At 35.4% G+C, this 16,087-nt stretch carries 13 protein-coding genes; 2 read left to right on the top strand and 11 right to left on the bottom strand.

Going from position 1 to position 16,087, the window contains the following annotated elements; all coding sequences use genetic code 11:
- From FD716_RS17030 to FD716_RS17050, 5 genes are all read right to left on the bottom strand, one after another.
- The gene (locus FD716_RS17030; protein ID WP_139853414.1) at positions 1-3,141 is read right to left on the bottom strand and encodes an efflux RND transporter permease subunit; all 3,141 of its coding nucleotides are present in this window, start codon (positions 3,139-3,141) and stop codon (positions 1-3) included.
- Positions 3,142-3,153: 12 nt separating this feature from the next.
- Positions 3,154-4,632, bottom strand: coding sequence for an efflux RND transporter periplasmic adaptor subunit (locus FD716_RS17035; RefSeq protein WP_139853415.1), 1,479 nt, complete (start codon positions 4,630-4,632; stop codon positions 3,154-3,156).
- An 11-nt stretch (positions 4,633-4,643) separates the two neighbouring features.
- Positions 4,644-5,843, bottom strand: a complete 1,200-nt coding sequence (locus tag FD716_RS17040; protein ID WP_139853416.1) for a TolC family protein — start codon at positions 5,841-5,843, stop codon at positions 4,644-4,646.
- Between the two features lie 47 nt (positions 5,844-5,890).
- Complete coding sequence (locus tag FD716_RS17045; RefSeq protein ID WP_139853417.1) at positions 5,891-6,340, bottom strand: hypothetical protein; 450 nt, start codon at positions 6,338-6,340, stop codon at positions 5,891-5,893.
- A 132-nt stretch (positions 6,341-6,472) separates the two neighbouring features.
- Entirely contained in the window at positions 6,473-6,757 is a 285-nt protein-coding gene (locus FD716_RS17050; RefSeq protein WP_139853418.1) for a hypothetical protein, read from the bottom strand.
- 145 nt (positions 6,758-6,902) lie between these two features.
- Between FD716_RS17050 and FD716_RS17055 the strand changes: the two genes are divergently transcribed.
- Both FD716_RS17055 and FD716_RS17060 read left to right on the top strand, forming a co-directional pair.
- Positions 6,903-7,571 carry a heavy metal response regulator transcription factor gene (locus FD716_RS17055; protein WP_139853419.1) on the top strand — a complete coding sequence of 223 codons (669 nt, stop codon included), beginning with the start codon at positions 6,903-6,905 and terminating at the stop codon, positions 7,569-7,571.
- A gap of 8 nt (positions 7,572-7,579) precedes the next feature.
- On the top strand, positions 7,580-8,974 hold the full coding sequence (locus FD716_RS17060) for a heavy metal sensor histidine kinase (RefSeq protein ID WP_139853420.1): 1,395 nt from the start codon (positions 7,580-7,582) through the stop codon (positions 8,972-8,974).
- Between the two features lie 508 nt (positions 8,975-9,482).
- Here FD716_RS17060 and FD716_RS18945 read toward each other — a convergent pair.
- From FD716_RS18945 to FD716_RS17085, 6 genes are all read right to left on the bottom strand, one after another.
- Positions 9,483-9,635 (bottom strand): hypothetical protein, encoded by a 153-nt coding sequence (locus FD716_RS18945; RefSeq protein WP_171477065.1) that lies wholly within the window; start codon positions 9,633-9,635, stop codon positions 9,483-9,485.
- 262 nt (positions 9,636-9,897) lie between these two features.
- On the bottom strand, positions 9,898-11,343 hold the full coding sequence (locus FD716_RS17065; protein WP_139853421.1) for a transposase: 1,446 nt from the start codon (positions 11,341-11,343) through the stop codon (positions 9,898-9,900).
- Entirely contained in the window at positions 11,318-12,445 is a 1,128-nt protein-coding gene (locus FD716_RS17070; RefSeq protein WP_139853422.1) for a TniQ family protein, read from the bottom strand. Before FD716_RS17070 ends, FD716_RS17065 begins: the two co-directional genes overlap by 26 nt.
- A 28-nt stretch (positions 12,446-12,473) precedes the next feature.
- Positions 12,474-13,394, bottom strand: coding sequence for a TniB family NTP-binding protein (locus FD716_RS17075; RefSeq protein WP_139853423.1), 921 nt, complete (start codon positions 13,392-13,394; stop codon positions 12,474-12,476).
- A 2-nt stretch (positions 13,395-13,396) separates the two neighbouring features.
- On the bottom strand, positions 13,397-15,313 hold the full coding sequence (locus FD716_RS17080; RefSeq protein WP_139853424.1) for a Mu transposase C-terminal domain-containing protein: 1,917 nt from the start codon (positions 15,311-15,313) through the stop codon (positions 13,397-13,399).
- A complete protein-coding gene (locus FD716_RS17085) occupies positions 15,314-16,024 on the bottom strand; it encodes a TnsA endonuclease N-terminal domain-containing protein (RefSeq protein ID WP_139853425.1) in 711 nt (236 codons plus the stop codon).
- Positions 16,025-16,087: the final 63 nt, after the last annotated feature.

A 16,087-nucleotide genomic window follows, 5' to 3' on the forward strand; every position in this document is an offset into this window, starting at 1 on the left:
TCAACCCTGACTTTCAATCTGAGTAGAAGACACAGGATTGATCTGTTTTCTCTGACGCTGGTTAAACCAGACGTAAAGTGTCGGAAGAATAATCAAGGTCAGTAAGGTTGAGGAGATAATCCCACCAATGACCACTGTCGCAATAGGTCGTTGAACTTCAGAACCAATTCCGACATTCAGTGCCATTGGAATAAAGCCTAGCGATGCGACCAAAGCTGTAATTAATACAGGTCTGAGTCGTTCCATTGCACCATGTTTAACAGCTTCAAGTAATCCTTCACCTTGTTCCCTTAACCGTTGAATTGCTGAAACAAGCACAAGACCATTCAGGACAGCAACGCCAGACAGAGCAATAAATCCAACCGCAGCAGAGATTGAAAATGGAATATCACGTAAAGCTAAAGCAATCACACCACCAGTTAATGCAAACGGAACACCTGTGAAGACCAGAACGCTGTTTCTGATATTTCCTAATGCCATATAAATCATGGCAAAAATAAGTATTAAAGCGATAGGAACAACAACCATTAAACGATTGGCAGCAGATTCCATTTGCTCGAAAGTACCGCCCCATGTTAACCAATAGCCATCGGGTAATTTAAAGTCAGCATTGAGTTTTGATTGTGCTTCAGCAATATAACTACCAATATCTGTACCACGGACATTGGCTGTAATCACAATTCTTCGCTTGCCATTTTCACGGGAAATCTGATTCGGCCCCTGAACATTTTTCAATTCAATCAATTCAGAGAGTAAAACACTGGAGCCATTTGGCAGATTTACAGGAACTTGATAAAGCTTTTCAAGATTCGTTACTGAGTTCTGATCCATCCGTACCACTATGTCAAACTTACGATCACCTTCAAAAACTTTGCCCGCAGTTTGACCTGTAATCAAACTTGAAACCTGTTCCTGAACATCCTCTGCGTCCAGACCATAATTGGCGATCATGTCTTTCTTTAGTTCTACTGAGACCATCGGTAGACCTGAAATTTGTTCCACCTTTAAATCCGCAGTTCCATTAATACTTTCAAGAATTTTGGATGCTTCATTGGCAGATTTAAGCAACTGTTCTAAATCATCACCATAGATCTTCACGGCAACATCTGTACGGACACCTGAAATCAGCTCGTTAAATCGCATTTGAATTGGCTGAGTAAATTCATAGTTATTGCCATAAACGCCTTTAGCTACACGTTCAATTTCTGCAACAACAGCAGATTTTTCCTTATCAGGATTCGGCCATTGGCTACGTGGTTTAAGCATGACAAAGTTATCTGCCACGTTTGGTGGTACAGGGTCAGTTGCGATTTCTGCTGTACCAACTTTGGCAAACATCGTCTGAACTTCAGGGATTTTTACAATCTCTTTTTCAAGTGTGTATTGCATTTCAATTGCCTGAGTCAATGAAGTTCCAGGAATTCGAAGTGCATGTAATGCAACATCACCTTCATCTAATGAAGGGATAAATTCTGAACCCAAACGTGTAGAAAGACTTGCACTGAATACGAAGAAAACTGCGACAAAAGCAATCAGCTTATAGCGATGACTCAAAGACCAGTCCAAAACGGGGCTGTAGATTTTTTTGATAAAATGTACAATTTTAGATTCTTCTTCCTTAACTTCACCTGTAGTCACTAATGCAACCATCGCAGGGACGAAGGTAATAGAAAGAATCATCGCAGCAACCAAAGCCATAACGACAGTCGCTGCCATTGGTGTAAACATTTTCCCTTCAACCCCCGTCAGTGTCATTACAGGCAGATACACCAGAATAATGATTAATTGACCATAGAGAATGGCTTTACGGGATTCTTTGGTTGCCTCAAATACGGTAGTAAAGCGTTCCTGTCGGGTTAGAATCCGACCAAACTCTTTTTGCTTGATTGCCAGTTTAGCAAGTGATGCTTCCACAATAACTACAGCGCCATCAACAATAATACCGAAGTCGAGAGCACCCAGACTCATCAGGTTGGCACTGATTCGCTGATTTACCATGCCTGTAATCGTCATTAACATCGACAATGGAATAACCATTGCTGTAATGAGCGCAGCACGAAAATGACCAAGGAACAGGAAAAGTACAACAATGACCAGTATTGCACCTTCAAGTAAATTCTTCTTCACCGTCTGAATAGTTGCATCAACCAATGTAGTACGGTTATAGACTGCTTTTGCTTCCACACCTTCAGGTAAAGACTTCTGTACCTGTTGAAGTTTCTGATCAACTGCGTGTGCAACATTTCGTGAGTTTTCACCAATCAGCATGAATGCCGTACCTAATACGATTTCCTTACCGTCTTTGGTAGCAGCACCTGTACGAAGTTCATGACCAATAGAGATTTTGGCAACATCTTTCAGTCTGAGAATATAGCCACTGCTGGTTGTAATCGGAATATTTTGAATTTGCTCAATTGAACTGATCTGAGAGTCTGAGCGAATCAAATACTGCTCACCATTTTTCTCAATATAGCCAGAGCCTTTATTCATACTGTTTTTTGAAATAGCATTTAGAATATCTTTCTGATCTAATCCAATACTACGCAAATAAGCATAATCAGGCTGAACAACAAATTGCTTTAAATAGCCTCCAATCGTATTAATTTCATTGACACCTTCTACATTACGAAGCTGTGGCTTAATGACCCAGTCCTGTAAGGTTCGAAGTTCTGTTGGAGACAATGGATTAGGATTGTTTTTTGCATTTTCAACGGTATACATAAAGATTTCTCCAAGACCCGTAGATACAGGTCCCATTGAAGTCGATATGCCACTTGGTAGCGTAGGCGTAACACCTTGAAGCTTCTCATTTACAATTTGACGAGCAAAATAAATGTCCGTTCCTTCTTTGAAAATTGCAGTAACCTGAGATAAACCGTATCTTGACACTGAGCGTGTATATTCAAGATTAGGAATACCTGCTAAAGCTGTTTCAATTGGATAGGTCACTTGTGACTCCATCTCCATAGGAGATAAGCCCTGTGCTTCACTGTTAATTTGAACCTGTACATTGGTGATGTCAGGAACAGCATCAATTGGTAGTTTAAAGTAGTTATACGCTCCAAAAGCACCAACAAATAAGAAAATAATCAGCACTAACCAACGATTCTTAATCGAAAGCTTTACAATTTGGTCAAACATAGTCGCTACTCCTTAATGGTCATGAGTAGCGCCAGATTTACCTAGCTCTGCTTTCAATAAATAAGAATTACCTGCTGCATAAATCTGGCCTGCTTGTAAGCCTGATTTAACTTCAACAAAGCCATTATATTTGTCACCTAACTCTAAAGGTCGCGCTTCAAAATCATTACCAACACGAATAAATACCACATCCCAATCACGGAAATTCTGTAAAGCATCCTCACGAACGACCATAGCTTTCATACTTTGATTTTCAAAGATATTCGCTGTAATTAACTGACCTGAACGCCATTTAAATTGGTTCGCAATTTCAATAAAAACTTGTGCTGTACGTGTTTTAGGATCTATCACATCACTCACATATTTGATCTTTCCTAAAGCCTCTCCAGTTTCAGATTGAGCTTGCGATTTAACCGTAACTTTGCCATTTAAATTAATCGCATTCAGCTTATCCGCTGGTACATTAACAACTGCAAGTAACTGTGAAGTATTGGCGATTTTAAATAGTGGTGAAGATGGGGTGACATTGGAACCAACAGCACCCAATACCTGTAAAACTGTACCAGACATTGCTGCTCTAACCTCAATCGTTCCATTGCCTGAACCACCATAAGAGCTAATTAAATTATTTAATTCATTGGCACGGGTCTGAGCATCATCAAATTCACGCTTAGCGTTGATATAATCCACTTCTGGTGAAACACGCTTTTGGAATAATGCACGCTCTTGTTCCACCTTTTTACGTGTAAATTGCAAATTATCCATCGCAATAGAACGCTCAGCATTTAAACGGATTAGGTCTTGGCTTTGAACTGTTGCCAATAAATCACCTTGACTAACTTTATCTCCAATTGTCCGATAAGTTCTAATTAAAGTACCATTTGCTTTTGGTGTGATAAAGCTTTCAAAATTATCAGGAAATTTGAGTTCTCCTTTTAACTCAAGTGCATTTTCAAACATCATGGGTTCAACTTTAAGAAGCTCTAAACCACTACTTTTGATACTGCTATCAGGCATGGTGACTCGACCTTCTTTGGTGTCCCATTTCCAACTATGCTTTTTACCTTGATAATCAACATTGATGACCATCAAAAATGAGTGAGGTTCGTACAGTACTTCGTTACCAATCAGATAATCACTTTCTGGCTTAAAAGTAATCGTCTGTTCTGCATCTAATCGCTTAATATAAATATTGGCATTTATTTCACTTGGTTTAAGTGGCTTATCCTTGAAATATCCATAAACACGTAGATGTGGCTCAACACCTTCTTCAAAAATTTTAACTTCAGCTGCAAAATCACCATCACGGTATAAGCGTCCACCATGAGGTCCTTTTTCATCACCAGCAACAGCAACGTTATCTTCAACTTGTTCTGCATTTTCAGAGGAAGATGATGATTTATTCCCTGTTTTGTACCAAGCCAAAGCACAGAGAACAACAAGTAAAGCAATAATGCCTGTAGCGATTAAAGTATTAGTTGGTTTATTCATATTCTTAGCCCTTATTCCTGATCCAAATGCGTGACATAGTTGCGTTCAACTTCTGCAATCTGATTTTGCAAAGCCAACCAAAGATCGAAACGGGCAAGATGTTTGTCTAACCAAATTTGCTTAATACTATTAAATTCCAATAGAGAAATTTTCCCTGCCTGATAGCCCATTTCAGCAATTCGCAAACTTTCTTTAGTTGCTGGTAATAGCACTTGGTCATACTGTTTAATCGCATCAATTAAACTTGAAACTTCAATGTTTTTATTTTCCAGTTCAATTTTTGAATTACGATTGATCAGTTCTGAACGTGTCTCAGCATTGGACTGCTCAGCTTGTGCCAATGCAATATTGCCTTGATTCCGATTAAAGATTGAAAGCGGAATTGATGTGGAAACTAAAAATACTTTGTCGTTGGTTTCCTGATAATTTCTGACACCAACACCTACAGTAATGTCTGGCAGTGCTTCCTTTTTTGCCAGTTCAAGTTGAGTTTGTGTAAGTTGTTTTTTAAGCGTTGCTTCCTGCTCAATTAAACTAATCCTGTCAGAAAAATTAAAGGACAAAGGAATTTCAATAGCCTTATTTGGAAGAACAGAAGCAAATTTTGAACATAGATTTTTTTGAAAATTAATCCTTTTCTGCTCATTTTGATAACGTAATTTAGACTCAGAGGAAAGTGCTGAACTCAATTTCACTTCAGATTGAATGACTCGGCCATATTTGAGCCTTTCATTTAAGACATTTGCTTGCCTTGAACTTAGTTTACTTTCAGCGTCAAAAATTTCAGAACGCTGTGAAGCAACATACCAATTTGCCATACATACACGCAAATCTGCTTTAAGCTCTGCCTGTCTTTTGATGATTTCAAACTGATTGTTATTACCTTTGAACACAGCCAACTGCTTGCGTAAAGCAAGTTTATTGTTCAAAGGGATATCTTGAGAAAGACCAAGTAAGGTTGTTGGTCCATCAAGATCTTTGAGTTTTGAGTTGCCGAGATTATCCAATTCAACATTAAAAGCTGGATTGTTCAATCGTCCTGCAAATTTCTGATTCACTTCATAAGCTTGCTGCGATTGTTGCAAACTCTTTAAAAGTAAATCATTTGAAATTACCTGTTGTTGTAGCTCTGCATATTTTGTTTCTGCAAACAAATGTGATGTTGATGCTATCAATCCGCAGGTGAGTAATACCTGATATTTTTTAGACATGACTATACCTATACAAAAAAATGAAAAATATTTTTTGTATAGTTAAATCAATTTCTTAGAACAATAAGATCTTTCGTAAAAGTATAAGAGTTACAAAGATAGAGAACTTTTTTCCTGAGCTCAAAAGATCGAATTGGTCTTTCAAATAAACTTAGAAATAATAGGATTAAAGGGAAGGCAAAACTGAGAATAAATATCGGATCTATAGATACATGATCATCAGCTTGTATCGGTTTAACTGAATGATGAAATGGAGCTTCATCATAACTTTTCCAATTATGGTTTTTATTATCATTTACTGAAGCTTTTTGATCATCTTCATGATGAACTAAAGACCACTGGCTTGAGTCTTCTGATTCAACAGAGATACTAACTTCGTGATGATGATCTATATTTTTTGCTATTACTGGCGTCCACGTATAAATCCCCGTCGTTGTTATCGTAAACAAAAACAGGACAAATACGAGCATAAGTTGTGTGAACTTATTGGTTGCCATAAATCAAAAACACTCTTGAGAGTAATAGAAGCATAATAGATTGAGCTTGGAATGTAAATTTCCTTCTACCCAATCCAACCAACTTAAAAATAATCAATAAATAATTCAACAATTTAAATAAAAAAAGATTATTTAAAACGCCTGTCTTTCGAACTCGTCCATCATTTCAACAATAAATCTATGATAATAATCAATTTTAGCATCACTCAATTTTACATTTTCTTGCATCATCTGTTCTTCAGATTGTTTTAATGTCATCGCATGCTCTATATTTTCTTTATTTTGCACATTGAAAGAAGATGTATCATTTTTGCTTATATTTTCTTCCTGTACAATATCTTGGGAAAATGAAGGTACTGAAATTAATAGTGTAGCTAATACAAAAATATATCTTAAAGCAAAGTTTATTGAAGGCATGACTAAGTATCGACTCAAATAAATAAAATTCTAAATCGGTAAAGTCAACATATTACGGTCTTAAAAATTACAATTTTGTCATTTATCTCATCTTCATTTCATTTGAAGGTAAAATGAGAATTCGTCAAATCGAGGTATTAAGATTATGCGTATTCTTCTTGTGGAAGATGAAAAAAAAACAGGTGGATATTTGCAAAAAGGATTAACAGAAGCTGGCTACATGACTGATTGGGTTGAAGATGGTGTGTCAGGATTACATCATGCCATGACAGAAAATTATGAGCTTATTATATTAGATGTCATGCTTCCGAAACTAGATGGTTGGAAAATTCTCGTTGAGTTACGTAAGTCTAATGCCACATTACCAATACTCTTTTTAACAGCACGAGATCAAATAGAAGACCGTGTTAAGGGTTTAGAATTGGGTGCAGATGATTATCTCATTAAACCTTTTGCCTTTGCTGAACTTCTTGCCCGTATTAAAACTTTACTTAGAAGAGGAACACTAAAAGAAGAAGCTACTTTTTTGGTTATCGCTGACTTACATTTAGATTTAATGAAACGCAGAGTAATACGCTCAGGGAAACGAATTGACTTAACAGCAAAAGAGTTCGCTCTCTTAGAATTATTTATGCGTCGCCAAGGCGAAGTTTTACCAAAATCACTTATTGCCTCTTTAATTTGGGACATGAATTTCGATAGTGATACTAATGTTGTTGAAGTTGCAATTCGTCGTTTACGAAGTAAAATTGATCAAGATTTCAGTAGAAAACTCATTCAAAACATTAGAGGAATGGGCTATGTCTTGTATTAGAGTTAAAAATGTCACTTAAGTTTTTTACTTCAATCAGTTTTAGAATTAGTATTCTTTCAATTGTTTTTACAATTCTAGTGCTCATCATCATGGGGGTTGTCATTCACCAACATGTAATTTCTCACTTCTCTGAACAAAATAAGAAACAAATTGAGGGAAAACTCCAACTGATTGACTCGCTATTGTCAAACAAGCCAAAAAGTTTTCAAAATGATCTTAATAGTGTATTAATTGGGCATGATAATCTTATTGTTCAAATCCAATCTCAATCAAAGCAAACCATCTACCAAACTCAGCATCATAAATTAGATATACAAAACTTTGTTCAAACATCTGACTCACCACTAGTAAATTGGTATGACAACAACAAAATATATCAAGGAATTATCGTTAAACGAATATTAAACATTGATGGAACACCTCAAAATATTCATATTATTTTAGCAATGGAAGTGAGTGAAAACTTTAGGTTTTTACATTTTTTTAAACAACAATTACTGCTCATTGGAGTGATTGGCACATTTGCTTTACTGCTTTTCGGCTGGTTAGCAACATGGAGTGGATTGAAGCCTCTTCGAAAAATGGCAATTATTGTCAAAAATATTTCCGCAAAAAACCTATCCGAACGAATAGAATTAGTAAATATACCCAATGAGTTAATTCCTTTAGCAAAATCTTTTAACGACATGTTATTACGACTTGAGATTTCTATAGAGAAATTGTCTAGCTTTTCCAGTGATCTGGCACATGAGATACGTACGCCTATCAATAATTTAATGATGCAAACTCAGGTAAGTTTAACTAAGCAACGTAATAGTGATGAGTATCGTGAAGTTCTTTTCTCTAATTTAGAGGAATATGAGCGATTAGCAAAAATGGTTTCTGATATGTTGTTTTTAGCTAAGGCAGAAAATGGCATAAATCTCAAAAATCTTAAAGTTATTTCTCTAGAAAAAGAAATAGCAAAGCTTTTGGAATTCTATGATGCTTTTGCTTCCGAAAAAACAATTGAAATGAAACAAACAGGTCATGGAAAAGCGCTAGTAGATCCTACAATTATCAGAAGAGCATTTAGTAACTTAATTTCAAATGCACTTAAATACGGAGAACCAAACTCAACTTTATGTATAGAACTCATCCAAGAGACCGAAGAGTGCTATGTTCTTATAAAAAATGAAATATCCCCAGACATGCAAAATTTATCACAGGATGAACTTGAACGTTTTTTTGATAGATTTTATAGACTTGACTTTGCTAGACAAAGAATAATAGATGGAACAGGTCTTGGGCTTGCTATCACTCGCTCAATTTTTAAAATGCACCACGCCTCAATTTCTGTTCGGATTGAACAACAATATATTATTTTTGAAATCATATTCCCCACTATAAATCAATCGAACTAAATTGTCATTTTCATGTACAGTAAATGTCTTTCTCTGACGTTTAAAATGTAATGATTCTAATTCAGAGTAAATAGGTCTACAGATGCAACATAAATTCTCTCTCAATCAAATACAACAGTATCAAATTACCTATATTAATTTCAAAAGCATAGTGCCATTAAACCCCCTAGAAAGTAAAAATAAATTTTATTATATACAGCTCCATTCATACCAATTAAAAAACTCAAAGGATATTCTGGAAGATTCAAATTCTGGCTTTTGCTTTTTTTTGGCTTAATATTAATTTTTTAATATTTCAATGGTTTATGAATGAAAATTTTGACAGGCATGGCTTTTAAGCCCTCACATTCAAAAAATGCAATAAAGAAGTTGATAAATGCTTTTCTTTATCAAGACCTACCATTGCTAAAAATACATTTATATTATTTTTCACTGATGCATCTTGAATATTATAGAGAGCATTTAGCAACTTTAATTAATAAAAAACCCTACTGATGTAGGGTTTTAATCATTTACATGTGCAATTAGTAGATTTATTTTTAATCATTTCCTGATTTTCTTTTATATTTTTTTCTAAAAATATTAATCCTCCATCGGCATAACTAAATCCTGAAAATACGATACCAATACTAATTGAGATTATTTGAATTAATTTAACCATAACTATATATCCATGCTTATTAAAGCCATATTATGATTTGGATATCTAGACATAATACTGACCATGAAATGACAATTTTGTCATTTCAGATTGGCATCTAATTTTTAATAAGTGGTGTGATAAGTACTTTGCTTAAAGTAAACATGTGATAAGAATATCACAATAGCTATTTTTCTAGACTTATGGAAAACTCCTGATGAGTATGTGTAGTTTACCAAGTTAAAGTCTCCACTTTTATCAGCACACATCAAAAGCTATCTTTTTAAATCTCGTGTGTTTTTGGCAACCAATAAGAATGATTCTGCAATGAAATAGTATATCCATCATCAGTTTCTGTAATCATCTCAAATTTGACCTTTAGAGACTCCACATAAGGTAAATTATGAAAATACCTTAAGCCATTTTTAACCCAACTCAATACATCTTCTTTTTTATCCAAAGGCTTATCTATCAACTCAATTATTTCTTTCTCTACTTTTTGCTTTCGTTTCTCATTAAAGTTTTTTGATTTTTTAAAAGCCACATAATCTATAGATGTATCAAATTTTTTATTTAAAAAATTAATGAACCCTGTTAGTGCAGCAGCCTGACCAGAAAAGTCGATAAGATAGGCTTTTACATGGTCTAAGTTAGGTAATGTAGCTCCCGATGCACAAACATAGTGCATAAGAGCAACCGCAGGCTTTATTGCCAGTTTTATTGAACGGATACTGGTCTTTCCATTTTTCATTTTTATATCAAGTTCACTTTTATAGGACATAACAACATCATAAGCTGTAGAGGACTGAGGAAGGCTTAAAATCAATTTTTCGATCTGATCCCGTTGAGAGCAAAAATCTTTATCCGCTAATACAGCCTTAATATGATGGACTTCATCTAGCCAATATGTAACCAACTCAAATTTTCTAAGTCCACTGGTTCTTAAAACAGCCAATAACTGTTCTGCTGTAGGAATTGCGTCAGTCCATAATTCTTCGGTTTTTATAAAAAAATGGGTATGTTTATTGACATATAGGGCTGCTTTATTTGCACCCACTTTATCTTCTAACCAAAGTAAATATTGCTCATATTGAACCTTTAAACGTGGGGATTGGAATACTTTAATATTTCGTCTAGCTTTCTCCCATAAATTCTTATGCCAGTAACAGTTATCACATAGATCAGGACAGCCTGCTGGTATCATGACATCACACTGTTTGCATTTCTTTTTGGCGTTATTCCTACATTTTTTACAAATCTTAGTCCCTGTATCATCTTGCTCTAATAAGCGATATTTATGACAAGAGGGGCATGTTTCATAATCTCTAGTAGAACATTTTGGACATACCCTTAAATCATCACCAAATCGTGAAATATGCGTCAATTTTTGTGATGGTGTATCACACCTCTCACAACGCTCAATTGGGCGAAAATAAACAGAACAGCTATTACAAACTACACCATATTCGGTGAGTGTCCCTATCGGCTTATTGGTTTGATTACAGCGAATACAAGGTTGTTTTTTGATACACTCATTACAAATTGCCTGATCATCATTTTTTGGCAATCGAGCATATTCACCACATTTTGGACAAGCTCTTTTTTTAAAAATTCGGGCATAACAAGTTGAACAATACTTATCGCCCTTATATCTTTTTTTGAATTTATCTATATCAGCCCTGTCACAGCCACTACAGCATTGTTCATGGGGCAATTGAGCTAAAGTCACTTGTTCCCCCTTTCTGTAGCTTTCTCAATAGCCTTAACCACTTCCGTTGTACACTTTTTTTGGATTTGGGTTTACTCATTATGATGGCATTACTTTTAGGCAAAATAATCTTACTTGGCTTCAACATTTTATCTTTCATTAGTTGAAGCTGCTTAGGCAGTTTTTTTCTTTTATCCCAAAAATAAGAACGACTTACATGATACTCCAAAGAACGCTCAACAATCAGGTCACAAGGCAATGCCATGATTTTATTTAAAATTGACAATAATTTTTCACGTTCCTGAACAGACAGAAATTCAAAGGCTACAGGCGTGATAGGATAATCTATATTTAAATCAATATTAAAACTTTCAAACATTTGCAAAAGGTTAGGACTTTTCATATTCAGAGGGGATCGAATAAAACTCAACCATGTACGAGCAATCTCGAACCACTCTATCGAAGAAATTTCCTTTTGGTTATATTGCCCAAGCTGTAATTCCAAGACCTGATCAGCTTGATGCTGAAATCTTAATGCATCCGCTTCGACTGGACGTTGAATGAATGTACTTAAATCAGCATAGCATGAAGTACAAATCGCTAATGAACCATGTTCTATATCAATTTTTGTAGGTTGTAGTGTGATTCCACATTGAAGGCAATGATCTATTAATATGGTTTTATGAATATCACAGCCACTATGCCACCCCATACGCCACTTGATACGCAAATATGGTGGTGTATGGGTAGAACTTAGACATTGCGTACAAATTTGACGACCTGACACATTTGAACGATTCCGAATACCTAGAGCCAATATCCAAGGAATACGCTGATTTTTGTTATAGTTTATTGGAATCAAAGCAGGGAAATAGCTGCTTAACATAGTCTTCTGAACTTCATGTTGTTCTACAAAACAATGATTTAACAATATATCTAATTTTTCTTCATTTAATCCACGATCAATATCTATGGTTAATCCTCTCCATTTTTCCCATAAAAGATTCACCAAAGTTAATGGTGAGCAGCCTAAATCCAAAGCAGAACGTATGAGCCAAGAAGAAAATACTTCACCCTCTTGAATAGGGGTACGAATATACCAACGTTGTTCTACTTGGTGCATGGCTATTTTCCTATGAAAAGCAGAATACCTAAACCACGTTAAGATTTATATTTCTAATATTCCTCATACCCTCGGTTGGCTTAAGCCATTTAAATTTATGAACAATTTCTTCGGTAATTTCCTCATTACCTTGTACAATTGCCTCTTTAGCACACTCAACCAACAATCTGTTTAAGTCACCAAAATTCCCACCTGAAATTTCAAATATAAGGGTGGCAAGTCTTTGAGATGCTAGATCAGAACGTTTCTTTAAAGGCAACAACCGTACATAACTTAATAATAGTCTTAGAAAATCCTGATTCAGTTCCCATTTAGGCAACATTGCTACATCAAAACGGCTTGCATATTGAGCATCGGTATGTAGGATCGTAACTGCTTCACGAGTACCAACGCCAACGATATTCAGACTTAGATCATTACTGAGATTCTTTAAGGTATTCATCACTTCGGAAAGAAGTTTGGTCGAACCTGTTAAACAATTATGAATTTCATCAATAATCAACATTTTTGTTTCATACTTCCGCATTAGATGGACAGCCTGATTCCGTAATTTTGCTTCGGGATCAGTAGGACGAAATGGAACAAAGAAATGATTCAATATATTGATATAGAGTTCTTTTACATTCGCTTTGGCAGGGGCTAATATGGTTAAAACAGGTTTTTTTACAGACAGCAGCTCCATATCTATGTCATTCACTGTTTTGGTGTAATGCTGCTTTGTGAATTCGTGGATAATGGTCGTTTTACCCATATTAGAATCGCCCACAATCAATAAACATTCTGGGCGAAGCTTCCTAGGGCGATTCAACAGATCAGTTAAAGTATCCAAAATAGTGACTGCTTTTTTATAACCAATCCAACGGTCAGAAAATAAAGTATTGATACGATCACTATCACTTAGAGACATGACTTCAAGTACATCATCTGCAAGATGTTCATATTTTTGCATTATTATCCCCTTAAATCCTCAAATGCAGTCAATGGAATACTCCATAAATCATTAGTAGGTTGAACCCTGTTTTCGACAACACATGAGTTTTCAGGTTCATTTTTTACAGACAAATGATGTGTTGCTTTTGCATTTTCCTTTTTACGTTGATTTGTTCTCCGTTGCTTCCTAGTCAAACTACGGGATTGTTTCAATTGCTCACGTAAATGAAGAATTGCCTGATAAATTTCATCCTGATTTTGATTATCATGTTGTTCACCACGAAGATATTTCTGCACTTGTTTGTATTCAAATAAGCTTATTGGTGGCATTTCTCGTTTAGCAGTAGGTACTTTAAAATATGTATTGGACAGAGGTTCATAAAACCAAATAAGAGAAATATCCCTTGGATCACGTTTAAACAAAAATTTCTTTTTTCTCTTTTTATTTACATCTTCGGGATCAACACAATTAACCCACTGTCGTAAACAATCAGCAAAATAAAATAGATTGTCTTTCTGTACACCTACACGTTGAATTGTTGATTCAAATTCGGGAAGGAAATCAATAAATAATGTGTCTTCATCCGAAACTCGTTCTTTTAAACCCGTTCCAAGAGTAGTTTTTGTTCCCCAAACACCATCTTGCCACTTCTGTAAAGGTGACATACCAAGTTTGGAGTGTTTCTTTTGGTGATAAACTTTAGTGATCCAATAAACAATATAATATTCTAGTTCTTTCAGTGTCATACAGGCATGACCTGCTGAATTATAGGTTCCACGTTCTTGGATATTTGAGAAAGTTGTACCATCCAAGATGTGCATTTCAAGGTTAACCACACCAATTAAACGTTCGATATGTCCACCAAACCTTGCCCCACCAATCGGACGAAACTCCCAATGAATCCCATATTTCAAGCAAGCTCGACTGATATGGTTAGTTCTAAAGTCAGGACCATTATCTGTATGTACAGAATCCATAAGACCTTCAACTTGCCAATCAGCGTCTATATCCAATTCAATAAGCTTCCGTTTTTTTGACAAAATACTGGAAGCAATACACATGGCAACAGATGTTGCACTGGGAGCTTCTAAAGACAAGTAATAACCGACCACCATTCGAGTATTTACATCAATAGCTAATGTTAGAAATGGTCGTCCAATTGCCTCTCGAAATTCATCATCAACAATTTCAATGTCTAGTGGAGTATGGTCTACCTGTACATATGCCAAGGGATAATCAGCATTAGGAAACTCACCAGCAGCAGATGCATACTTATCTTGTGCTGCTTTAGAACCATGACGAGCCTTAATCACCATATAATCATTTAAGGCTTCTATTTTTCTACGAATTGAGTTGTCATGGGGTGCTTCTAGTTTAAGACGAGAACATTCTGCTTTAATAAAATCTATAGTCTTTGCAATACTAGGCTTTCTGGCATTAAGATATTCCTCTTGAATACCTTGGTTAATAATCTTCATAATTTGGGGAGACAACCTAGACTTCTTGGTCGTCCAACCTCTCTTTTTAGGAACTAAGACTAAGATAGAGTTATTTTCTCTAAAATCTTTTAACCATTTCCATAAAGTAGAACGGTTAATCTCATATTCACTTGCTCGTTGCTCGACTAATTCAGTTGTTGAATACTTAATTAACGGCTTGATAATTTCATAACGATGTAAAGCAATTTTCCATGCTTCATGCGTAATATCCCAATCACCTTTATTTATATCTTTAGTTTGGTTATTTTCAGCTTCAAATACTTGTAGCGAATCTGCACTTACTTGTAAAAAACGTACAGAATCTAAACTAGAAATCACGATATCGTTAGCATTCAGAACATTAGCAATCTTATACGGTTGCCCTTCATACTTAACGATTACATTTGGTTTGAGTATGATCCGACTTCGGTCAATACTTACGGTATCAGTCTGAACCATTTAAAATCTCCTTGTAAGCACATCATCTTGATTTACCCAAATCACCGTCTCTGCGGTTAAGGGGCAATATAAATCACACATGATTTTTCGTTTTGCGACCAATGCCCATACTTGATGAATACCTCTAAGAACATTGGTTTTATCCTTAAAAATATGTGCAGGTAACTGATTAATAGTTGATTGACCAAGACCATCTAAAGTCTCAAGTAAAGTTTGTTCATCACATACATCCACATGAGAACGCCTAAATCTTTTCAAAAAATTAATATTTTCCCAATACTGATCATATAACCTTGATTCATTTATAATATTGAATTTCCAACCTTTTTCTTTAGCAAAAGCATGAGCTGCCTTAAATTTGGGCTTTAATTTATCCCAATCCTCTATAAGTTTCTTTTTAGGTTTTATTTCTATTAGCAGTGGACAGGGGATTTCCTCAAAATCACCACAATTTGCACTGGAAAACTGTACGAGGAAATCAGGGGTATAAGTGGATTCATTACCCAACTCTGTTATATATGGGATAGTAATAGGCTGGCTTACGATGTCTATGACATTGCTATTGAACTCTTGCTTAATCAAAAAATCACGCTCAAGAGTAGATTCACACCAAATCGTCTTTTCCCCTCTAAAAGCGTAATTTACTGAAATACTCCCATATACAGTTTGAGATTTCCTAACTGGGGAATATTCATCACTGATTCTTTTCATAGAATGCCTCTTACAGCCACTCGTGCCTATTTGTGTAAATTTGCAAGCCACTCTTGCTTATTA

The sequence above is a fragment of the Acinetobacter pullicarnis genome (assembly GCF_006352475.1).
Taxonomy (GTDB): Bacteria; Pseudomonadota; Gammaproteobacteria; order Pseudomonadales; family Moraxellaceae; genus Acinetobacter; species Acinetobacter pullicarnis.